We start from the raw sequence: 20804 nt of genomic DNA on the forward strand, positions 1-20804 counted from the left end.
AGGTATGGTTGCTGGCCGTTGGGGCCGAGCCGGCCATGCGGCACCGTTTCCGAACACTGAGGGGTTCTGTGGACCTGGAGGGCGTGATCGGCGCGGGCCTGACGCTGCTCGCCGGAGCCGCCAAGCGGGCCCCGCTCGCCGGTGAGGTGCTGCCGCTGCTCGCCGACGCCGAGCGCGCCGCGGTGCGGGTGCTGCGCAGGCACCTCAACGATTTGGATCCGCCCGCGACCGTGGTCGACGAGCACGATGACACCGCGTCCCCCAACGGTGTGCTGCGCGCCCTGCTGGATCGCTCCATGTACACCAGCCCGGACAAGAGCCGCGACGCGCTGTACCTGGATCTGCTGGGCTCGCTGGTGCCCGACGAGGCGCGCATCCTGGCCGCCCTCTCGGACGGGTCGGGCTATCCGGTCATCCACGTCGCCGAGCCCGGCACCGGCGGCAATCCGGTGTTCACCCTGAAGAACGCCTCGACGGTGGGCCGATCGGCCGGGGTGTCCCTGCCCCGGTACACGCCGCTGTATCTGACCCGCATGCTGGGCCTTGGGCTGGTGCGGATGGGTCCGGAGGCGGCATCCATGCACGACGAGTACGAGATGTTGCTCACCGATTCCGCCGTGAACGTCGCCCTTGCCACCGCGCGCCGGGGTGTGCGCGCGGCACGGGTGATCCGCCGGACGGTGCGCATCAGCGATCTCGGCCAAGAGTTGTGGGAGGCAGCGAAATGACCGATCTGTTCGAGCACGCCTTCTCCTATCCACTGTGGGTGTACATCACGATCCCGTTCGGCGCGGCATTCGTCGGCTGGATCACCAAGATCCTGGCACTGAAGATGATGTTCCATCCGGTCGAGTTCAAGGGCATCAAGCCCTACCTCGGCTGGCAGGGCCAGATCCCCAAACGCGCCCCCAAAATGGCTGCGGTGGCCGTTGATTCACTGACCTCGGGGATCCTCAAGCCCGAAGAGCTGTTCGACAAGATCGACCCCGACGAACTGGTCGGCGAACTGGGCGAACCGTTGCGCGCGGCCGCCGAGGAACTCGTCGACACCATGATGATGGCGTTTCAGCCGCAGGTCTGGCGGGCCACGCCGGATCAGGTCAAGGACCTCATCGTCGCCAATGTCGAGGGGCGCATCCCGGCCGCGGCGCGCGGCATGTTCGAGGAGTTCCGCGGTCAGGTCGACCAGATCTTCGATATCAAGCACATGGTGGTCACCAACCTGGTCCGCGACAAGGCCACCCTCAACGCGGTGTTCCAGGACATCGGCAAGCCGGCTTTCGCGTTCCTGATCAAGTCCGGGCTGTACTTCGGATTCATCATCGGGCTGGTGCAGATGCTGGTGTTCGGCGCCACCGGATGGCATCTGGCGCTGCCGTTGTTCGGTTTGGTCACCGGTGGCCTGACCGACTGGGTCGCGCTGCAGATGATCTTCCGTCCGCTGGAACGCAAGAACGTCTTCCTCGGCATCACCTGGCACGGCGTGTTCCAGGCCCACCGCAAGGAGGTGATCCGCGGCTACGCCGCGCTGATGGCCCGCGAGATCTTCACGCCCAAGGCCATCATGGAGAGCCTGCTCACCGGGCCCATGTCGGACAAGTTCTTCGACATCATCCAGACCGAGATCGGCCGCACCATCGACGCTCAGATGGGCTTCGCGGGCCGGGTCATCAACGTGCTCGGCGGCCGGCAGTACCAGGAGATGAAGATCCAGATCGCCAACTCCATCATCGAGAAGCTGCCCGAAACCTCGTCCTATATCGAGGAATACGCGGCCAGCCGGCTCGATCTGGAGAACGTGATGATCGAGAAGATGGACGATCTGGACTCGCTGTCCTACGAGAACCTGCTACGGCCCGCCTTCAAGGACGACGAATGGATCATCGTGGTACTCGGCTCCGCGCTCGGCTTTCTGTGCGGTGAACTGCAATTGCAGCTCATCCTGCTGCTCGCGGGCTGACTCAGCCCGCTGCCGTCGGCGCGTCGCCGACCTTCACCAGCGCCACCTGCGGCCGGTCCGGGACCGCGTCGGCCAGGAACCACCGGAACGCCAGGTTGCCGCGCGGGTAGCCCAGTGTGGTCAGCGAATTCGGGTGCCCGGTCATCCCGCGGGACACCACCACGGTCACCGAGCCGTCACCGTTGGGGACCGCGGTGTGCCCGTTGACCGAACTGCGCGCGTCCCGTACCCCGGGCACCGCCATGAACTGGTTCCACACCACCAGATTCCAGAATCGGCAGCTCGGTGGCCGGTGGGTGATCACCAGCGCCTCGTCCTCGGCCAGGTCGAAGCTGCCGTAGGCGTAGCAGGCGTCGCGCGCCGACCATCCGAAGTTGGCGTCCGGCACCTGGTAGGGCGCGGCGAAATCGTTGGCCGCCATCGCCGTTTGGTGTCCGAGCTGGTGAGCGTCGGCGTTTCTCACCCCGACGGCCAGCGGCAGGATCGCGAACATGGTGCGCATCCAGGCCGCACTCGCGCGCAGCGCCGACGCCGTCTCCGCGTCGCCGTGCCGAAACGGTTCGGGCTGCTCGAGCGCTTCGATGCGCCAGGTGACGGCCCTACCGGTGTGCGGGTCGGCTTGGTAGTCGCGGGTCATCAGCACCGCGGCATCGGGCTGCGGGCCGAATTCGAAGGAGAAGTTCCCGTCGGCGTCGACGTCGAGGTCTTCGTCGCGGAACAGCGCGACGATGCGGTCCGACCACGCGCCGGGTGCCGGTTCGTTGTAGGCAGTGACCGAGAAGTACACGCTGTCACCGCGATTGCCGCTGATCCGATAGCGGCGTTGCGGATCGACCGGGCACATGAAGTAGATGGCGTCGGTATTGTCCCCACCCCAGCGGCGATCCGGACGCCACGGCGAGTTGACCTCCAGCCACTGCGGGCGACTCGGGTCGGCGAACAGGTAGACGTCCAGCGCGACACCCAGGGTGGTGGCCAACATGCGATACCCGTCGGCGATCTGACGGTCGTCGGTGACGGCCTTGTCCCCCTCCAGGAAGGAGCGATCGAGATCGCGCAGGGTGTCCAGGAGTTCCCGCCACGCGGCCGTCGAGTCATGGGTCATGTGCTGATTCCTCTCACGATGAGGGTGGCGGTGCGCTCGATCCAGGCATCGTCGGGAACGGCGCCGCGGGCGAGCAGTGCCACCAAAGTGATTCCGGCGATCGATTCGGCCAGATCCGGGGCGGTGATCTCGGCGCGGATCTCACCGCGGCGCACGGCGGCCTGCAGGTACTCACCCAGACCGCGCACGATGATGTCACCGAAGCGTTCCAGCAGGGCGTTGTGCAGCGCCGGGTCCGCGGCCATCTCACCGACCAGCCCGGGCAGTGCCGCCCGGGCGGCGGGGGTGGCAAACACGACCAGCGTGCGCCGCACCATCTCCCGGATGTCACCGGACAGCGTTCCGGTATTGGGCAATTCGGTGCCAGCGTGCAGCGGAAACACCGCTTCGTGCACCAGGGCGGCCTTGCTGGGCCAGCGTCGATAGATGGCGGGCTTGCTGGTACCGGCACGGGTGGCGATGGCACCGACGGTCAGCTCGGCGTAGGGCAGCTCGCCGATCAGTTCGACCGTGGCGCGCAGCACGGCGTCGTCGATCCGCGGGTTACGGGGTCGGCCAATCTCTGTCGTCATTACGAAACTCAGAGTAACATAAGTCGGTGTGACCGACACCACAGTGCAGCTGGACGATCTCGCCGAGCCGCGGTACAGCGCTGCGGCCCAACAGATCCGGGACATGATGACCGCCGTCGCAGCGGACTGCCCGTTGGACGTCGACGTGCTGCACGCCCGAGCTCGGGCCGAGACCGGCCTGCACGACTTCGGGTCCGATGACTACCGCGAACGGCTGGACCGCTACGTCGCCGAACTGCGCGAGATCGATATGCACGCCCCCGGCGTGGTGAACTTCCACGCGCAGCTGGTGCAGTGGCTCAAGAATCGGCTGCTGCTCACCGATCTGCTGGCGCGGCACCCCGAGATCCACGAGATCGAGGTGCTGCCACCGGTCGTCATCGCCGGACTGCCCCGCACCGGCACCACCCACCTGCACAACATGCTCGCGGCTCCCCCGACATTCCGCAGCCTGCCGTACTGGGAGGGCGTGGAACCGTTCCCACTCGCGGCCGAGGCCGGGCTGTCCCCCGACCCCCGGATGACGCGGATGGACATGGCGGTGCAGGTGATGGACACCCTGATGCCGCATTTCGCGTTGATGCACGAGATGACCACCGAGCATGTGCACGAGGAGATTCAGCTGCTGGCCAACGACTTCTCCACGATGTTGATGGAGACGCTCGCCGATGTGCCGCGGTGGAGTGAGTACTACTGGTCGCGGGATCAGACAAGCTCGTATGAATATCTGCGTACCCAGCTGCAGGCGCTGCAGTTCCTGCGGGGCGGGCGGCGTTGGGTGCTGAAATCGCCGCAGCACTTGGGCCAGCTCGGCGTGCTCGATGCCGTGTTCCCCGGTGTGGTCGTCGCGTTCACCCATCGCGACCCGGTGCCGGTGGCACTGTCGATGATCGCGATGATCACCTACAGCGAGCGGATGCACCGCGACCGGGTGGACGTCCCCAGGGTTGCGGCCGGATGGGTGAGCCGCCTGGAGCGGTTGCTCGGTGAGTGTGTGCGCCAACGCGACACGATCCCGCCCGGGCGGTCCGTGGATATCCGGTTCGACGAGTTCATGGCCGACGAACTCGGCACCGCGCAACGCCTGTTCGCGCTGGCGGGTGAGCCGTTCGACGAGCCGGTGCGCCGTGCCATCGGCGACTACCTCGACGGTCATCGCCGTGGCAGACTCGGCCGGGTCGCGACGTCGGCGGCCATGTTCGGACTGGACGAAGACGACCTGCGAGCACGATTCGCCGACTATTCGCAGCGGTTTCTGTCTTGAGAAGAGGACCAAAGTCCCCTCCGCCGGGGGCCTTGGACTCCGGCGCAGTGCGGAGCCGATTTCTTACCGTTTTGCCATGACCTACGTGATCGGCTCGGCATGCGTTGACGTGATGGATAAATCCTGTGTGGCGGAGTGCCCGGCGGACTGCATCTACGAGGGTGCCCGCTCGCTTTACATCAATCCCAACGAGTGCGTGGACTGCGGCGCCTGCAAGATCGCCTGCCGCCTCGACGCCATCGAGTACGAAACCGACCTGCCCGAGGAAGAGTTGGCGCATCTGGCCGACAATGCCGACTTCTTCCTGACCGTGCTGCCCGGACGGGATGCGCCGCTGGGCTCCCCGGGCGGTGCACATGGGCTGGGCCCGGTCGGCGTGGACACCCCGCTGGTGGCCGCGATGCCGATGCGCGAGACGCCCGCGCACTGACACCGGGCGCCATCACGGCGACAGGGTCGGGATCTCCCGGCATCGGCGCACCAGTGCGGCCAGCGCGTCGTCGTCCCCGTCGGGCACTGCGATGGTCAACCCGTCGCACAGTCCGGCGTACCACTGCCCCAGCAGGGCGGGGATCTCCTCGTACGTGCCACTGGGCACCAGCTTTTCGAGCGCACCGAGGTCAGTGACGCCGATCAGTTCCAGCTGCCGACGGTAAGCGGGTGTGCTGTACAGGAACGCCAATTCGCCTCGGCGGGCGTCTGTCAGCTCGCGTACTCTCGCGCGCGTCGCGGCCATCACCGGCTGCGGGTTGGCGATCACCCGTGGCGAGCCACCGGCCAACGCCGGCAGCGTATGACCGCGCAGGATCCTCGGGTGCGAGCTGGTGGGGTGACACACAAAACCGTCGGCCAGCTCACCGGCCATCGTGACCATCCGCACGTTGACGCCGCCGGTCCAGATGCTCGGCGCGGGATGTTCCAGCGGGCCGGGATTGAAGTAGGGCTGCAGGGTGTCGAAAGTGTAGTGCGTGCCAACGTAATCGAGGCGCTCACCGGTCTGGAAGGCATGGAAGATCGCCCGCAGTGCGCGGATGTAGTCCGCGAGCCGGGCCACCGGCTCGGACCAGGCGGTGGAGAACCGGCCGACGATATTGCCGCGGACCTGAGAGGCGATGCCCAGCTGGAATCTGCCGCCGGACAAGCGCGCCAGATCCCACGCGGCGTAGGCGGTGATCATCGGGCTGCGCGGGAACGCGATCACCATGCTGGTGCGCACGGTGATCGCGGTGGTGGCCTGCAGGGCCATTGCGGCCACCATGAACGGGTCATGGATCGTCTCCGAGACGTGGACGGTGTCGAAGCCGAGGCGTTCGGCACGAGCGGCCCAGACACCGATCTCTGCCGGCCCCAGGGCGGCTGGGGCGGTCGCGACCATTTCCACCCCTAAGTCATAGCAGGGGAGGATTCTGGACCGGGTGGAAAGGAGAACGAGATGATCGAGGTGCTGACGGATATGCCCGACGGGGTGACCGGCATCCGGGCGTCGGGACGCATCAGTGGGGAAGATTTCCGGGCGTTCGCGCCGACCATGGCGGCCCTCGGCGCCGCCGAGGAGATCCGGATCGTCGAGGTGATCGCGCCAGACTACGAGGGCTTCGGTCCGGGCGGTCTGGCCGAGGACCTCAAGATGGGATTCGGCACGCTGCTGCGCCACCATGCGGCGTTCAAGCGGATCGCGGTGGTCTCCGACAAGGACTGGGTGCGCCACACCATGCACGCGCTGGGCTGGATGGTGCCCGGCGAGGTCGCGGTGTTCGGCCTGGACGACTTGGACGAGGCCAAGCAGTGGGCCGCAGGGTAATCAGGCGTGTCTGCTTCGTCGGGCAATAGGTCTACGGCCACGGCACTGCTTGTGGCCGCGGCCATCTGCGCCGGCTGTGCCTCACCTGCGGGCAGCCCTGAACCGAAAGCCGCTGTCACGCTCTCCGAATGGGGACCCTGCGCCCCGACCGAACCGGCCGGCGTCGAATGCTCCACGCTCACAGTGCCGTTCGACTACGCACGACCCGACGAACGCACCTTCACCATCCCGCTGGTCCGGATTGCGGCTCGGGGCGAAAAGCCGCGACTGCTGTTGACCAACCCGGGCGGCCCCGGTATCAGCGGGGTCGGCGACCTGCGGTCCAACCGGGAGTACTTCGCGGGGTTCACCGATACCCACGCGGTGGTGTCCTTCGATCCGCGTGGTGTCGGCGGCTCCGAGCCGGCACTCAGCTGTCTCGATGACCAGCAGCGGCAGGCGATCTTCAACCAGCCCAGCGTGCCGACCACCGAGCCGCAGATGACCCGCGCGGCCGAATTGGCGGCCGGCATCGGCGATGCCTGTGAACGCCGGTTCGCCGATGCTCTTGCCCACGTCGGCACCGCGGATGTGGCGCGCGATATGGACGAGATCCGCAAAGTCCTGGGGTTCGAGCGGATCGACTACCTGGGCTACTCGTACGGAACGTTCCTCGGCGCGGTCTACGCCGACACGTTCCCCGGGCATTTCGACCGCGTGGTGCTCGACTCGGTGATGGATCCGAAGCTGGACTATGCCGGTGTCCGCCACGGTCAGGCCCGGGGCATGCAACACAGCGTCACCGCCTTCGCCGAGGACTGCCTGCGGCAACCGCAGTGCGCCCTGACCGGCAACCCCGATCAGGCGGTGCGCCAGATTTCGGCGATCATCGCCGACCTCGACCGCGAACCGTACGTCGGCTCCGATGGCCGGACCCTCTCGGGTGCCCGGATGCTGGCGCTGGTCGAATCGTCGCAGTACTTTCCGACGTCGGGTTGGCCGAGCCTGCGGGACACCCTCGACCATGCGGTCAGCGGTGATTGGCCCGCGGTGCTCGAGGCCGCCCACTCGCCGGACCTGATGGTCAACCCGGCCGACTCGCAATACCTGTCGGTGGTGTGCATCGACTTCCAGGACGATCGAGACCCTCAGTCGCCCAGGACGTTTGCTCCGGTGTGGGCGGCGGAGAGTCCGGTCAGCGGCGGCAACCGGGCGTGGTCGCTGCAACCCTGCGAAACCTGGCCCGCCGGACCGGTCCGAGAGCCGGGTCCGGTGCAGGTCGACGGTGCCGGGCAGGTGCTGATCCTGAGCACCACGGGCGATCCGGCCACCCCGTTGAGCTGGGCGCAGTCGTTGCATGACCAGATCGAGGGCTCGACCCTATTGGTCGTCCCTGCCGAAGGACATATCGCCAGTGCTCAGAGCGGCTGCGCAGAGGACGCGCTGACGGCGTTCCTCAGACGGGGTGAGCTGCCGCCCGGCCCGGTCTACACCTGCCCCGCCAACAGTTAGGGTCGTACCCCGCCTCAGCTCGTCGGCCGGTCCATCGTGAACACACTCTCGGGCCCGACCTCCACGTAGCTGGCAGGCCCACCGGCCCGCAGGATCGGCCGCGGCCCGGCGGTGTCGTATACGCCGTCGACCAACCATTGCTGGTCGATGTGCACGGCGATCACCTGACCGAACACCATCCAGGTCTCGACTGGCGCGGCGTCGACATCGGTGAGCTGGATGAGTTGGGTGAGCCGGCATTCGAAGTTCACCGGACTCTCCAGCACGCGAGGTGCCGCGACGGTGGCCGAGGCCACCGCCGTCAAACCGCTGCGATCGAACTCGTCGTCCCCGGACGGCAAGGGTGCGGAGGTCTCGTTCATGGCGGTGGCGAGTTCACGGGTCGCGAGGTTCCAGACGAATTCGCCGGTGGCCTCGATGTTGGCGACGCTGTCCTTCCATCCGACCGAGGCGAATCCTATGATCGGCGGGCGGTAATTGAAGCCGTTGAAGAAGCTGTACGGCGCGAGGTTGCGCACGCCGTCGGCGTCCTGGGTGGAGATCCAGCCGATCGGCCGGGGCCCGACGATCGCGTTGAACGGGTCATGCGGCAGCCCGGTGCCCTCGGCGGGTCGATAGAAATGCGCTCCGACGCCTGCCATGACCCTTCTTCCGATCTGCCCGACAAAGCAAAAGAACCGCCCGAGGGCGGCTCTTGCCTGTGGTCCCGACTGGGATCGAACCAGTGACCTTCCGCGTGTGAGGCGGACGCTCTCCCCCTGAGCTACGAGACCGGGGAACGAGGACGAAGACTAGCACGCGGCTACCGGGTAGCTGGAATTGGCTGGTCAGGGTGGCGCCAGTTTCACGCAATCCGGACTGTTGAAACACCCATGCGGGGGTAGACATAAGTCACAGGACCCGACAGTGAGGATTGAGATGGCACGACATCTTGCAGTTCATGTCGCATCGGCCGGTGCGGCGCTGGAGCTCGCCGAGGTGGACACCGCGCCGCCCGGTCGCGATCACGTGCGCATCGCGGTGCAGGCCTGCGGGGTGTGCGGCACCGACCACGCCTTCGTCAACGGCGCCTTCCCGGGGCTGACCTGGCCGCTGACACCGGGCCACGAGATCGCCGGCACCATCGCCGAGATCGGCGACGGTGTGCAGGAGTTCGCGGTGGGTGACCGGGTGGCGGTGGGCTGGTTCGGCGGCAACTGCGGGCACTGCACCCAATGCCGCAAGGGCGATTTCATCCACTGCGAGAACGGCCAGATCCCGAGCTGGCACTACCCCGGCGGTTATGCCGAGTCGGTGACGGCGCCGGCGAGCGCGCTGGCCCGGATTCCCGACGAGCTGTCCTTCGCCGAGGCCGCGCCGATGGCCTGCGCCGGGGTGACGGTGTTCCACGGGTTGCGCGAGACCAAGGCCAAGCCCGGTGACCGGGTGGCGGTGCTCGGCGTCGGCGGTCTCGGGCATCTGGGTGTGCAGTTCGCCCGGGCGATGGGCTTCGAGACCATCGCGATCGCCCGCGGCGCGGACAAGAAGCAGGACGCCCTCGATCTCGGCGCGCACCACTACGTCGACTCCAAGGCCGGTGATGTCAGCGAGGCGCTGCAGGCGCTCGGTGGGGTTCAGGTGGTGCTGGCCACGGCGGCCAACTCCCAGGCCATGGCCGACACCGTCGGCGGGTTGCTGCCGCGCGGGGAGCTGATCGTGGTGGGCGTGACGCCGGATCCGCTGCCGGTCAGCCCGTTGCAGCTGATCACGCCCGGGGTGAGCATCACCGGCCATCCGTCGGGGACCGCCCGCGATGTCGAGGACACCATGAAATTCGCGGTGCAGTCCGGGGTGCGGGCCCGTATCCAGGAGATGCCGCTGGCCCAGGCCGCGCAGGCGTACGCGGCGATGGACACCGGTAAGGCCCGCTACCGAATGGTGCTCACAGTCTGACCTGGCACATTAAGGTCGCATCATGATCGTTCGGATGTTCTCGGTCGTCGCCGCGGCGGGTGCCGCGGCGACGTGGTGTGCGGCGCCGGCCGGTGCGGAGGGGTTCGTCGATTTCACGTCGCCCAGCGGGAACGTGAGCTGCGTACTCGACGTGGATTACGTGCGCTGCGATATCGCCGAACGGGACTGGGCTCCCCCGCCCCGGCCCGTGGACTGTGAGTTCGACTATGGGCAGGGCGTCGCGCTGGTGCCCGGCGGGGCCGCGGAGTTCGTCTGCGCCGGCGACACCACCCTGGGCGGCTCCAACCCGCTGAGCTATGGGCAATCGATCACCCGCGGAGACCTCCGATGCGATAGCGCGCAGACCGGTATCACCTGTCTCGACCGCACCACAGGTCACGGGTTCGCGCTCTCACGCCAGGTTTACCAGCTGTTTTAGCTCCGATTGCCGGGGCGTTTCAAGTGATTTGTAGTTCCTCGCATCGTTGGACTAATGTTCTGATCCGCACCGGGTGACGATCTCACCCGAGGCACGCGGATGTAGCGCAGTTGGTAGCGCATCACCTTGCCAAGGTGAGGGTCGCGGGTTCGAATCCCGTCATCCGCTCGAAGGTGCAGTGGCATCAACCCCAATGGTGGAGTGGCCGAGTGGTGAGGCAACGGCCTGCAAAGCCGTGCACACGGGTTCGATTCCCGTCTCCACCTCCAAAGTTCGAACCCCGGCGCGATTAGCTCAGCGGGAGAGCGCTTCCCTGACACGGAAGAGGTCACTGGTTCAATCCCAGTATCGCGCACCAGTATTACCGCAGATCACAAGCAGTTTTCACCGCCAAGATCTGCTCGCGTGACCTGAATATGACCTGACCGATGGCATCGGACAAGGAGACCAGGTCATGAATGAGCACCCATCCCGCGCCAAGATTCTGCGCAACGACCTACCCGAGCCCGACGCGGTGCGCCTGCTGGTCGACGAGGGCCAGGTCGATGTCGCCGTTCTGGTGAGTGCCGGCCAGGTGCAGGGCACGTTGGACCGTGAGCTGCTGCAGTCGGCCGACGGCACCGTCACCACGACTTGGTCGACGCGGATCGACGGTGTCCGCGAAGGTAACGCTGGGCTCGCCGACGTCCAGACCGACGAGGCCGAGCTACTGCGCGACCTCGCCGCTGTCGCCGTGGCGCTGGCCGACGAGCTGGCCGGGTCGACCGGGGACGGCGGCGCTTGAATCCCTATGCCGACGACGGCCGGGAAACGCTGCGACTACGAGATGACCTGGTCTTCGGCACTCGCGCGATCGTCCACATTGATGACCTCGGCGCGATCCTGACGATCGCCGACACGCCCGAGAATGCGCTGTGTGTCCATCTGGACGTCAGCGACATCGAACAGTTGATCTTGGTACTGACCGAAGCCGCAGACCGCATCCGGTACAAGCTGTGCCCGTGGTGCGACTCGGTGGGCGTAGTGGAAGGTGCAAGCGGACCGGAATCGTGCACACACCCCGACAGCTAGCGGCGATGCCACACCTTATTTAGACCTGCTGGCTTCCGTTGGGCGAAAAGGGGTACAGCTTCCGGCTCGACGTCGAGTAGATGCGTGCATCTCTCTGGCGCGCAGGTAGGTTAATCCTCGGGCAATCCGCGATCTGGAAGCCCGGGTCCGGCTCGTAGCCCTCCGGGGCGTCCGTCCCACGGAGGTCGTAGTTAACTCCATCGATCGACCCGTCAGCTTTGAGCTTCGGCATCTCCATGGTGATGGTTCCGATAACGTTCGGCGATTCGGTCAGCACGCCGTAGATCGCCAGCTCTGCCGTCGATTTCTTCATCTGCCTAATCGAACCGCTCTTGCCGGTGTACTTCCGACGAGCGACATCCCACAGCGACTCGACAGCGCGCGCGACGAGAATCGCCAATGCGAGGTCCTGCTCCGTCTTGACTCCAGCCATACTCATAAACCACTCCGGGCCCCCCTTTGGGGCGCCTGGGTACCGCGCCTTGTGCATATACGCAAAGAGCGCGCCCTTGTGTATGACCGCCTTCTTGTCGCCCTGACTCATCCCGATCTCGGTGCTGGGATCGAGCGCAACGGTACTCAGGCCGTGCTTGATCGCGTTGTATAGGAACGCCTCTGACATGAACCGGTTGCCGCACTCAGTCAGTAGGAGGTCGTATCCATCAATTGCGTCGTCAAACTCTTCTTGCGACAACGCGATACACGCGTCTTCTGGGCTACTGCCGCCGAGGAATACTTGGGCGATCTGCGTGCGACCGAAGCCGTCGTTCAGCGACTGACCGACCTTGCCCTTGAACTCGGCGAAGTTGACGAGAGAAGCAACTTCGAGCCAAGGGCAGTCATTGTTCTCGACGTGGGCATAGAACAGCCGCAGCAGCATCTCGACGGCGTGGTGCAGGATGACCACCGTCTCCGTCTGGAGCAACAGCCGTCGTTTGGGTCTGCTGCACGATCAGGTGACAGTTTGACCTGCCCCACCGTTCGGGTTCTAGATTCGGTGACTAAGTGACGGCCTGTACGAAAGGCTGACCGGCAGGCATCGCCATTCGATGACAAGATCGCCGATACAGCGTCAAAGGAGGGTCTTCTATATGGGGTTACCTGGAGTACTCCGGAGCAACGAGGTTGCCGCCACGATGCTTGGTGTTCTACTCGGAGGCATACTGAGCTGGCTCGTTGCCTTGCAGGGGACTAACTCCCAGGCTGAGCAGAATCGAGACGCGATCGCCGCGCAGAAGGAACAGACCCGGCTCGCGATCGAAGCGCAAACTGCACAGGCCGATCGCGAGAACAGGGCTGCGGTGTACGGGGATTTTCTGACGGCAGCACAGAAATGGGCTGACAAGAGGGAGCAACAGATCTTTTGCAACTGCATTCCGCCACTTGAACTTTTCGACGTCTACTCCGACCTCCGCCTCAAAGACCTCAACGTCGGCATCTTCGGGACTGACGGAGCGCGGGCAGCGTCACAGGATGTGGTCAGGGCAATCCCTGATACCTGGCTCAACAATCCGAATGGAGGAAAGGTCGACAGCAGTAAAAAACTCGATCTCCATACCTACGCGCAGGCCGTCTCAGAATTCATCCATGTCATGTGTGCGGAACTTCCACCGGAGCCCAACCGGCGCTGCAGCAGCTAGCAGCCGAGGGCGTCAAGAACCCGGCGGCATATCCGCCCGGCGCAGCCGGCAATCCGACGTCGCAGACAGCACGCCCGCAGCCTTCGTGCCGAATTCGACTGTGACGCCGTCGTTGCCGCTGAAAACGACATGGTGGTCGCCAGGCCGGTCGACCGGCGTGGTGACGTTGGCGGCACCCAACTGAGCGGCACCGTGGCGCACCACATCGAGCGCCGACGGCCAGATCTCATCCGCGATGGGCGCGGAGAACACGACATAGGCGTAGGTGTGCACCCCGGCCGTGTCAACGTAGTCACCGCTACACCCGCCCCAGCTGTCTTCTTTCACGTGCCAGGTCAATTCCGGTGACATCGAGGCGATTTGGGCGGCCCACCCCTCAATGGCCGCCCGGTATTGCTGTCGCGCCTCTTCGAACGAGGGCCTGGTGCGCAGCTCCGCCTCCGCATCGCTGGCCGCCACTGCACCGTGATCGCCTCCGCCTGTCGTGGCGCACCCACTCAAGGCTGCGACCGACAACGCGACGGCGACAAGGCACCTCAGCCTATCCAGCACACAGCCCCGCCCGTCAACGGAACTGTGCCCGATAACGCTCGGCCGAATCATCCCGAACGGCTGTCGCGAAGTCCATCCGCTCATCCTTGAGGTAGCCCGCCACGCCGAGCGCCGTGGCCAGCGCGCCGGCCACCCAGGCCGGCCACGCGATGCTGGTTCCCGCATATCCAGCCACCCACGGCGACAGGAACATTGCGAATCCCACGGTGGACAGCGTCAGGAAATCGTGGGTCGGCTCCGACGCCAGCAGCGACCACACGGCCACGACGGCGATCATGGCCCCCAGCCCGATGGTGACGGCGGTGCCGGCCGGTGCCGAATGGACTGCGACGCCCGCCACGATGCTGGCGAAACCCACGACCAGCGCCGACCGCCCGATCCACAGACTCCAGCCGTTTCTCAGGTGCTGACTGTCACCCCACTCGCTCATCCCGTCCTGGGACTCGGCCTTGTCGCGTGTCCAGCCGACGCCGCCGAGGGTGAGGGCAAGACCCCCGGCCACCCAGCACGTCCAAGAGGCGCCCGGATCGTAGTTGTAACCGCTACTCATGAACGGGACGACGAACATGGCCAGTCCGACCACCACCAAGCCCCAATGATCGGGGGTCCGGTTACGGGCGAGCACCGACAGCGCGCCGAAGAAGGCGATGAATGCTGCGAACCCAAATGCGAGTCCGCGCCCGGCCAGCGTCGAGCTGACCACAAACGCCGACACTGCGGCGATCACACCGATGACAACTGCGCTCCAGCCGATCAACAATTTCGAGTTCATACCTAGCAATCAACGCCGATACCGCTAGGACATCTAGGGTCTTTGGGCCACACTTCGCCGCGCGTCCGGCACTACAGCGCCTCCGCCACCCGCCCCGCGGTCAATGGGGTGACCACCGTGTTGCCTTGGTCGCCGCACTCGTCGGTGTCGACCACCGTGGTGAGCTCCCCGGTGAACGTGCCGTCCGGGCGCGGAGTGAAGCCCAGCGTCACGGTCGTCCACGACTGGCCCGCGACCGATCCGTCGCCGTAGGTGCAGGTCGATGTCACCCGCGCCGGAGCGATGTCCTGCCAGCTGCCGTTGGTGAGCTGGAACTTGAGCATGCGGGCGCCGGGCAGCCGCGCCCTATCCTGGCCCAGCACCTCGCCGGTGGCGATGCATTCGGTGTCCGTGCAGGCCGAGGTCAGCGTCAGCCAATCCTCGGCCGGCCCGTCAGCGGCGCCCGCACCCCAGTTGGTGCTGCCCTCCACCTCGCGATAGGTGGCCTGGTCCCAGTGGTACTGCACGCGGTACACGCCGTTGAGCAGGTCAGGCCGGGCGGCGGGCTCGACGGTGGGCTCGTCACCGCCCAAGAACCACACCGCTACCCCAGCGGCGACGGCGATCGCCAGAACCGCGGCGCCCACCGCCATCGCGGTGATCCGGCCCGGGGTGAATCGCGGCTCCGGCTCCGGTTCGCGGTCCTCGTCGAAGGCCCATGCGTGCGCAGCCTGGGTGTCGGCGCTGGCGACCCCGGCCCGCTCGGTGGGCGCGCCGGCGTCGGCCAGGTAACCGGTCGGCTCCTCGCTCTCCGGCGACTGTGTCATAGCCCGGACACTAACCAATCACATCTTCTCCGTCAGCATCCATGCCGGAATCCAGTGCGTCACCGGCCTTTCCAACGCGCCGAAGGTGATCGGGTAGGTGACCAGACCCCACCACGCGCCCTGCTCACACAGACCCCAGCAGCTCAGCGTGCCCTCGACCACCTTGTGCATCTGCAGCCCGAACGGGTGATAGCGCCCCCACCGGCAGTGCGGCTGCCGGGGAAACAGGGCACCCAGATCGACCAGCACGGCGCGGGGCGGATCCACCCGGCGGAACACCGCCCGCACCGGCTGGCCACCGTGCCCGAGGCTCTGCAGCTCACCCACTAATCGATCATATGTTCGAACAGCTGCCGCGGATACACCGGGAAACGAACTACCGCCCGTGCGCGTCGAAGAACTGCGCCGACACCTCCGAGGCGTCGAACGCCCGGGTGGCCGGCCCCACCTGATTCGCCGGCAAGATCTCCGGGGCGCCCGGCCAGGTGTGCCCGCCGCCGTCGACGCGCAGGAACACCACCTCGGTGCCCGCCGCGCAGGCGTAGCTGACGCGTTCGGCGCTGGTCCCGTCCCCGGAACCGGGCACCGGCGCGATCACCGGGTCGGGCTCGCAGTCGTTGAGTTCGCGCCAGCGGTCCACCACGGCGTAGGCCGCCAAGATGGTGCTCGGCCCACCCCGACCCACCATCGGCCCACCGTGAAACGGCACGATCGGGTCGACGGTGCCCTGTGAGGTCAGCACCGACACCGGCCGCGCCGGGTTGCACGCGACCTGATCACCGAGGGTCGCCCCGATCGGGGCGATGGCGGCGAACATGTCCGCGCGCTCGCAGGCCAACCGGTTGGCCATGAACCCGCCCGCCGACAGCCCCGTCGCGAACACCCGACCCGGCGGGATCGCGTACTCGGCGGTCAACCGATCAACAAGGGCGGCAAGGAATCCCACGTCGTCGACACCGGTGCGGTCCGGTACCGACGCGCCGCGACCGTCGGCCCAGCTGAAGTCGATACCGTCCGGATACACCACGACGTAGCCGTGGGCGTCGGCCACCGCGTCGTAGTGGGTGAGCGCCGCGTGCTGCTGGCCGGTCTGCCCGGCGGCGTGCATGTTGACCACCAGACCCGTCGGAGGCCCCGGCGGCAGGTGCAGATAGTAGGTGCGCTGCAGGCCCCCGAAGTCGAGCTGGGCGGCGGGCGGCGCCGCCTGCGCCTGGGCCGCCGGCGCCAGCGCGCACAGCAGGACCGCCAGCAGCGTTGCGGTGAATCGCCCCCTCACCTCCGCGAGCTTAGAGGCGTCAGGTGTAGAGCGTCTCGAACTTCTCGATGGAACGTTCGATATCGCCCTTGACCGTGCGCGCGGCGACGGAACCGATCGGCCCGAACAGCGGCGGGCCACCCAGCTCGAGGGTGACCGCGAACCTGCTTCCCGACGACGTGGGCTTCACGCTCAGCTTCAGCCCGTACTTGGTGCCGCCGACGCCCTTGCCGACGACCTCCAGCAGACGCGGCGCATCCCACGTACGCACCGTCCAGGTGACCCGGTTACGCATGCCCTTGGCGCCGGCCACCCCGACCAGGGTGGTGCCCACCGCCAGTTCGTCGGGGAGGTCGCTGCGCCAGCCCTCGTGCATCACCAGCCAGTCCCCCAGCTCGTTCAGATTCGAGGCGTGATCCCACGCCGTCTGCGGGTCCAGCGACAGGTCACGAGATAGTTCGAGCTTTGCCATGCGCGAAATGCTAGACCGGGCCGGCGGCCGAGCGACGTCACAGCCCCAGCAGATAGGCGATACCCGCGATGGCCGGGACCGAGGCCAGCGTGGTGATCAGGGTGGCGTCGCGGGCCAGCTTCTCCCCGCGTTCGAACACCGCGGCGTAGGTGTTGAGGTTCTGCGCGGCGGGCAGGGCGGCCAGCACCGTGGCGACGGCCGTCTGCTCCGGGGTGAGTCCGAAGGCCCAGCGGGCCAGCACGTAGGCCAGCGCCGGCATCAGGAAGACCTTGAACACCACGGCCAGCCAGAGATCGACCCGGTTCTCCTTGCCCTTACCCCCGGTCTGGGTGACCAGCGCGATACCGAACGCCAGCAGCACGGTGGGGATGGCCAGGTCGGCCAGCAGGTCCAGCGGCTGGTGGATCGCCCGGGGCAGCGTCAGATCGGTGAGCGCCAGCACCGTCCCGATGGCACTGGCCACGATGATCGGGTTGGTCACCAGGCCCTTGATCTGGGCGGCCACCGACCCGCCGTCGCGGCCCGCGGAGTTGAGCACCGCGACACCGAGCGGCACCAGCACGACGGTCTGGAACACGATCAGCGCCGATGCCTCGGTGATGCTGCCCAGTACATAGGCACTCAGCGGGATGCCGAGGTTGCCGGCATTCACCCAGGACGCCGCCCATGCACCGATGGTGGCGTCGGCCCGGTCGCGGCGCCGCACCGTCACCGCGATGCCGAAGTAGACGATGAACACGATCAGCGTGGTGAGCGCCGAGACCAGCAGCGTCAGCGAAAAGACCTGGGACGGAGTCGAATCCGCCAGTGACAACAGCACCAGGGCGGGGACTCCGATGTGGAACGCGACCCGGTTGAGCACCATCCGCGCGTTGTCGCCCAGGACGTTGCTGCGCCCGACCAACGCACCGACGGCGATGATGACGGCGATGACGGCGAAGGCTTCCAACACCGCCAGCACCGCACACCCCTTCCGCTGGTCGTAGCCTACCGTGTGTCAGCGCGCGGCCAGCTCCCGCAACACCAGATCGGTTGCACCCCAGTCCATGCACTTGTCGGTGACCGACTGACCATAGGCCAGCGGACGCGCCTCCGGCGCCTGGGCACCGGCGACCAGGAAGCTCTCCAACATCACGCCGCTGACCGGAGCACCGTCGCGCACCAGTTGAGCCACCTCGGCGGCCACCCCGGCCTGCCGGATGTGGTCCTTACCGGAATTGGCGTGGCTGCAGTCGATCACGACACGACCTGGCAGTCCGGCGGCGGTCAGCTTGGCCGCCGTGTCGCGCACCGACTCGGCGTCGTAGTTGGGTCCGGCGGTGCCGCCGCGCAGGATGACATGGCAGTCCTCGTTGCCTTCGGTGTTCACCAGGGCGCCGCGGCCCATATCGTCCATACCGAAGAAGACGTGCTGGGCGGCAGCGGCTTTCACGCCGTCGACCGCGACCTGGATGTTGCCGTCGGTGCCGTTCTTGAATCCGACCGGCATCGACAGTCCCGACGCCAACTGGCGGTGCACCTGGGACTCGGTGGTGCGGGCGCCGATGGCGCCCCAGGCGACCGCGTCGGCGATGTACTGCGGGCTGGTGGGTTCGAGGAACTCACACCCCACCGGCAGACCGATATCGATGATGTCGAGCAGCAGTTGCCGCGCCGTGCGCAGGCCACGGGTCACATCGAAGGTGTTGTCCATGCCGGGGTCGTTGATCAGGCCCTTCCAGCCGATCGTGGTGCGCGGCTTCTCGAAGTAGACCCGCATCACGATCTTCAGCCGGTCACCGAGTTCGTCGGCGACCTTGACCAGCCGGCTGGCGTAGTCGAGGGCGGCCTCGGGGTCGTGCACCGAGCACGGACCCACCACCACGAGCAGCCGATCGTCCCGGCCGGCCAGGATGTCGGCGATCTCATCGCGATCACGTGCGACACGTTCGGCACGGCGGGCGCCCAACGGGAACTCGGAGAGCACATCGTGCGGGCTGGGGATCTCGCTGAAGCTGCGTATCCGCCGGTCCGAGGTCGCGGGTGCGGTGGCGGTCTGCGCCAGGTTCACGGTGGTGCCTTTCTGGTATGGGCACCGCAGTGACATCCCGGCGCCCTTGAATGACGAAAGGCAGCGCCCCTTATGGGGTCACTGCCTGGGCTCCGGGTGGATGCGTCGCTTAGTGCTGCGCTTTATCGGCTCCGCCCGGAGCCTCGATAAAGCGCCAATAGCCGGCGCACACGCGGATGTTCACGTCGGCCAGGCTACACCGCGGCCGGCGAAGGTCAAAAGTCAGGGCTTGAGACGCCAGGCGTAGCCCGCGATGCCGACCCCGATCAGCGCGATGATCGGGCCGAGCACCGACCACGTGGTGGTACCGCTCATCGGGCTGCCACCGACCACCCCGAACCCCTGGAATGCGAACAGCGTCCCGAACAGGGCGACGACGATTCCGATGATCAACACGGCGATACGCATACCGTCGACAGTAACCTCGGCGGCGATGGCCGAAACCCCTTTCCTTGACCGCACCCGCGACGGCTACGACCGCACCGCAGCGGGATACGTCGCCGCGTTCCAGCGGCACCTGGACGGTAAACCTGTCGACCTCGCCATGCTGAAGGCCTTCACCGATATGGTGCCGTCGAACCAGCGGGTCATCGACGTCGGCTGCGGCACCGGGGTGGCCACCGCCATCCTGCGCGACAACGGCGCGCAGGTATCCGGAATCGATCTGTCGCCCAACATGATTGCCCACGCCCGCCGACTCCATCCGGATATCGAGTTCACGGTGGGGTCGATGACCGATCTCGAGCTGCCCGATGCCTCCGTCGGCGGCGTGTGCGCGTGGTATTCGGTGATCCACATCCCGGACGAGCACCTGCCCACGGTGTTCGCCGAGTTCCATCGGGTGCTCACCCCCGGCGGGGTGGCCCTGCTCGCCTTCCAGGTCGGCGACCGTCCCCGCCACCTCACCGAGGCGTTCGGCGAACCCGTCGACCTGCTCTTTCACCGCCGCCACCCGGACACCGTCGCGCGGCTACTGGGCGAGGCCGGCCTGCCGGTACACGCCCGACTTGTCCGCGCACCCGAGGGCGACGGTGTTGAATCGACACCGCAGGGCTATCTGATCGCCCGCAAACCCGCATCCGCCGGCGAGGAGCACACACCATGACCGACCGCATCGAAGTGCAGCGCACCATCGCCGCGCCCGCCGCCGACATCTTCGCGGTGTTGACCGATCCGCAGGGACATGTCGCCATCGACGCCTCCGGGATGCTGCAGGATGCCACCGGCGACCCGGCCCGACGGGTCGGCGACCGGTTCGTGGTGCACATGGATCGCGAAGCGCTCAACGACTTTCCGATGGGACGCTACGACGTGACGGTCGACATCACCGAATACGTCCAGGACCGGCTGATCGCGTGGACCATCCTGGGCCAGATCAAACCGCAGATCGGGCATGTGTACGGCTACCGGCTGGAACCGACCGGCGACGGCACACTGGTCACCTCGTTCTACGACTGGTCGACCATCACCGACACCTGGCGCGAGGCCGGCATCTTCCCGGTAATCCCGGAGAGCGCGTTGCGCGCCACGCTGGGCATCCTGGACCGCACGGTCCGGCGCGGCTACCCGAAACCCTGACGTCAACTCACGGTTGACGGAACCGTGCGGTCAACCTACGGTTG

The 20804-nt window shown here is 66.8% G+C and carries 27 protein-coding genes and 4 tRNA genes; 16 read left to right on the top strand and 15 right to left on the bottom strand.

Going from position 1 to position 20804, the window contains the following annotated elements; genetic code table 11:
• Positions 1 to 68: 68 nt before the first annotated feature.
• Positions 69 to 728 carry an Abi-alpha family protein gene (locus A7U43_RS18320; protein WP_067998162.1) on the top strand — a complete coding sequence of 220 codons (660 nt, stop codon included), beginning with the start codon at positions 69 to 71 and terminating at the stop codon, positions 726 to 728.
• On the top strand, positions 725 to 1960 hold the full coding sequence (locus A7U43_RS18325) for a DUF445 domain-containing protein (protein ID WP_067998164.1): 1236 nt from the start codon (positions 725 to 727) through the stop codon (positions 1958 to 1960). The genes A7U43_RS18320 and A7U43_RS18325 overlap by 4 nt, the downstream gene beginning before the upstream one ends.
• A gap of 1 nt (position 1961) precedes the next feature.
• Here the strand turns inward: A7U43_RS18325 and A7U43_RS18330 are convergent, their stop codons facing one another.
• Complete coding sequence (locus A7U43_RS18330; RefSeq protein ID WP_067998167.1) at positions 1962 to 3065, bottom strand: DUF1214 domain-containing protein; 1104 nt, start codon at positions 3063 to 3065, stop codon at positions 1962 to 1964.
• Positions 3062 to 3637, bottom strand: coding sequence for a TetR/AcrR family transcriptional regulator (locus tag A7U43_RS18335; RefSeq protein WP_067998169.1), 576 nt, complete (start codon positions 3635 to 3637; stop codon positions 3062 to 3064). Before A7U43_RS18335 ends, A7U43_RS18330 begins: the two co-directional genes overlap by 4 nt.
• A gap of 28 nt (positions 3638 to 3665) precedes the next feature.
• Here A7U43_RS18335 and A7U43_RS18340 point away from each other — a divergent pair, with 28 nt between their 5' ends.
• Both A7U43_RS18340 and fdxA read left to right on the top strand, forming a co-directional pair.
• Positions 3666 to 4901: a sulfotransferase family protein gene (locus A7U43_RS18340; RefSeq protein WP_067998170.1), complete on the top strand. Its 1236-nt coding sequence runs from the start codon at positions 3666 to 3668 to the stop codon at positions 4899 to 4901.
• Positions 4902 to 4977: 76 nt separating this feature from the next.
• Positions 4978 to 5331, top strand: coding sequence for a ferredoxin (gene fdxA, locus A7U43_RS18345; protein ID WP_067998172.1), 354 nt, complete (start codon positions 4978 to 4980; stop codon positions 5329 to 5331).
• Positions 5332 to 5343: 12 nt separating this feature from the next.
• Here the strand turns inward: fdxA and A7U43_RS18350 are convergent, their stop codons facing one another.
• Entirely contained in the window at positions 5344 to 6282 is a 939-nt protein-coding gene (locus A7U43_RS18350; protein WP_067998174.1) for an LLM class flavin-dependent oxidoreductase, read from the bottom strand.
• Positions 6283 to 6333: 51 nt separating this feature from the next.
• Here A7U43_RS18350 and A7U43_RS18355 point away from each other — a divergent pair, with 51 nt between their 5' ends.
• The gene (locus A7U43_RS18355) at positions 6334 to 6702 is read left to right on the top strand and encodes a SpoIIAA family protein (protein WP_067998176.1); all 369 of its coding nucleotides are present in this window, start codon (positions 6334 to 6336) and stop codon (positions 6700 to 6702) included.
• A 183-nt stretch (positions 6703 to 6885) separates the two neighbouring features.
• On the top strand, positions 6886 to 8193 hold the full coding sequence (locus A7U43_RS18360; protein WP_067998181.1) for an alpha/beta hydrolase: 1308 nt from the start codon (positions 6886 to 6888) through the stop codon (positions 8191 to 8193).
• A 14-nt stretch (positions 8194 to 8207) separates the two neighbouring features.
• On the opposite strand, the gene A7U43_RS18365 is transcribed toward A7U43_RS18360, so the two are convergent.
• Together A7U43_RS18365 and A7U43_RS18370 are read right to left on the bottom strand one after the other, a co-directional pair.
• Positions 8208 to 8834 carry a flavin reductase family protein gene (locus tag A7U43_RS18365; RefSeq protein ID WP_067998183.1) on the bottom strand — a complete coding sequence of 209 codons (627 nt, stop codon included), beginning with the start codon at positions 8832 to 8834 and terminating at the stop codon, positions 8208 to 8210.
• Between the two features lie 60 nt (positions 8835 to 8894).
• Positions 8895 to 8966, bottom strand: a tRNA-Val gene (locus tag A7U43_RS18370).
• Between the two features lie 145 nt (positions 8967 to 9111).
• Between A7U43_RS18370 and A7U43_RS18375 the strand changes: the two genes are divergently transcribed.
• The 7 genes from A7U43_RS18375 to A7U43_RS18405 all read left to right on the top strand — a co-directional run bounded on the left by A7U43_RS18375 (position 9112) and on the right by A7U43_RS18405 (position 11635).
• Positions 9112 to 10125 carry an alcohol dehydrogenase catalytic domain-containing protein gene (locus A7U43_RS18375; RefSeq protein ID WP_067998185.1) on the top strand — a complete coding sequence of 338 codons (1014 nt, stop codon included), beginning with the start codon at positions 9112 to 9114 and terminating at the stop codon, positions 10123 to 10125.
• A 22-nt stretch (positions 10126 to 10147) separates the two neighbouring features.
• Positions 10148 to 10564, top strand: a complete 417-nt coding sequence (locus tag A7U43_RS18380; RefSeq protein WP_082902201.1) for a DUF6636 domain-containing protein — start codon at positions 10148 to 10150, stop codon at positions 10562 to 10564.
• A gap of 95 nt (positions 10565 to 10659) precedes the next feature.
• A tRNA-Gly gene (locus tag A7U43_RS18385) sits at positions 10660 to 10732 on the top strand.
• Positions 10733 to 10759: 27 nt separating this feature from the next.
• Positions 10760 to 10833 (top strand) — tRNA-Cys (locus A7U43_RS18390).
• A 14-nt stretch (positions 10834 to 10847) separates the two neighbouring features.
• Positions 10848 to 10922 (top strand) — tRNA-Val (locus A7U43_RS18395).
• Positions 10923 to 11018: 96 nt separating this feature from the next.
• Entirely contained in the window at positions 11019 to 11348 is a 330-nt protein-coding gene (locus A7U43_RS18400; RefSeq protein ID WP_067998191.1) for a hypothetical protein, read from the top strand.
• Complete coding sequence (locus tag A7U43_RS18405) at positions 11345 to 11635, top strand: hypothetical protein (RefSeq protein ID WP_067998193.1); 291 nt, start codon at positions 11345 to 11347, stop codon at positions 11633 to 11635. Before A7U43_RS18400 ends, A7U43_RS18405 begins: the two co-directional genes overlap by 4 nt.
• A gap of 19 nt (positions 11636 to 11654) precedes the next feature.
• Here A7U43_RS18405 and A7U43_RS18410 read toward each other — a convergent pair whose 3' ends face one another.
• A complete protein-coding gene (locus A7U43_RS18410) occupies positions 11655 to 12560 on the bottom strand; it encodes a hypothetical protein (RefSeq protein WP_067998195.1) in 906 nt (301 codons plus the stop codon).
• A gap of 124 nt (positions 12561 to 12684) precedes the next feature.
• Between A7U43_RS18410 and A7U43_RS18415 the strand changes: the two genes are divergently transcribed.
• Entirely contained in the window at positions 12685 to 13275 is a 591-nt protein-coding gene (locus tag A7U43_RS18415) for a hypothetical protein (protein ID WP_231963350.1), read from the top strand.
• 12 nt (positions 13276 to 13287) lie between these two features.
• Here the strand turns inward: A7U43_RS18415 and A7U43_RS18420 are convergent, their stop codons facing one another.
• The 9 genes from A7U43_RS18420 to A7U43_RS18460 all read right to left on the bottom strand — a co-directional run bounded on the left by A7U43_RS18420 (position 13288) and on the right by A7U43_RS18460 (position 19590).
• Positions 13288 to 13734 carry an LppA family lipoprotein gene (locus A7U43_RS18420; RefSeq protein WP_067998202.1) on the bottom strand — a complete coding sequence of 149 codons (447 nt, stop codon included), beginning with the start codon at positions 13732 to 13734 and terminating at the stop codon, positions 13288 to 13290.
• 106 nt (positions 13735 to 13840) lie between these two features.
• Positions 13841 to 14599, bottom strand: a complete 759-nt coding sequence (locus A7U43_RS18425) for an SPW repeat domain-containing protein (RefSeq protein WP_067998205.1) — start codon at positions 14597 to 14599, stop codon at positions 13841 to 13843.
• A gap of 71 nt (positions 14600 to 14670) precedes the next feature.
• Positions 14671 to 15405, bottom strand: a complete 735-nt coding sequence (locus tag A7U43_RS18430; protein WP_067998207.1) for an Rv2253/PknI dimerization domain-containing protein — start codon at positions 15403 to 15405, stop codon at positions 14671 to 14673.
• Positions 15406 to 15423: 18 nt separating this feature from the next.
• Positions 15424 to 15732 carry a hypothetical protein gene (locus A7U43_RS18435; protein ID WP_067998209.1) on the bottom strand — a complete coding sequence of 103 codons (309 nt, stop codon included), beginning with the start codon at positions 15730 to 15732 and terminating at the stop codon, positions 15424 to 15426.
• 49 nt (positions 15733 to 15781) lie between these two features.
• Positions 15782 to 16681, bottom strand: a complete 900-nt coding sequence (locus A7U43_RS18440; RefSeq protein WP_082902203.1) for an extracellular catalytic domain type 1 short-chain-length polyhydroxyalkanoate depolymerase — start codon at positions 16679 to 16681, stop codon at positions 15782 to 15784.
• Between the two features lie 19 nt (positions 16682 to 16700).
• The gene (locus A7U43_RS18445) at positions 16701 to 17132 is read right to left on the bottom strand and encodes a type II toxin-antitoxin system Rv0910 family toxin (protein WP_067998212.1); all 432 of its coding nucleotides are present in this window, start codon (positions 17130 to 17132) and stop codon (positions 16701 to 16703) included.
• A gap of 37 nt (positions 17133 to 17169) precedes the next feature.
• The gene (locus A7U43_RS18450; protein WP_067998214.1) at positions 17170 to 18093 is read right to left on the bottom strand and encodes an AEC family transporter; all 924 of its coding nucleotides are present in this window, start codon (positions 18091 to 18093) and stop codon (positions 17170 to 17172) included.
• Between the two features lie 36 nt (positions 18094 to 18129).
• Positions 18130 to 19182: a 3-deoxy-7-phosphoheptulonate synthase gene (locus A7U43_RS18455; protein WP_068003100.1), complete on the bottom strand. Its 1053-nt coding sequence runs from the start codon at positions 19180 to 19182 to the stop codon at positions 18130 to 18132.
• A 222-nt stretch (positions 19183 to 19404) separates the two neighbouring features.
• On the bottom strand, positions 19405 to 19590 hold the full coding sequence (locus A7U43_RS18460) for a hypothetical protein (RefSeq protein ID WP_067998216.1): 186 nt from the start codon (positions 19588 to 19590) through the stop codon (positions 19405 to 19407).
• A gap of 25 nt (positions 19591 to 19615) precedes the next feature.
• Between A7U43_RS18460 and A7U43_RS18465 the strand changes: the two genes are divergently transcribed.
• Positions 19616 to 20287, top strand: a complete 672-nt coding sequence (locus A7U43_RS18465) for a class I SAM-dependent DNA methyltransferase (protein ID WP_067998221.1) — start codon at positions 19616 to 19618, stop codon at positions 20285 to 20287.
• Positions 20284 to 20760, top strand: coding sequence for an SRPBCC family protein (locus A7U43_RS18470; protein WP_067998225.1), 477 nt, complete (start codon positions 20284 to 20286; stop codon positions 20758 to 20760). The genes A7U43_RS18465 and A7U43_RS18470 overlap by 4 nt, the downstream gene beginning before the upstream one ends.
• Positions 20761 to 20804 lie beyond the last annotated feature (44 nt).

The sequence above is a fragment of the Mycobacterium adipatum genome (genome assembly GCF_001644575.1).
GTDB classification, from domain to species: Bacteria; Actinomycetota; Actinomycetes; order Mycobacteriales; family Mycobacteriaceae; genus Mycobacterium; species Mycobacterium adipatum.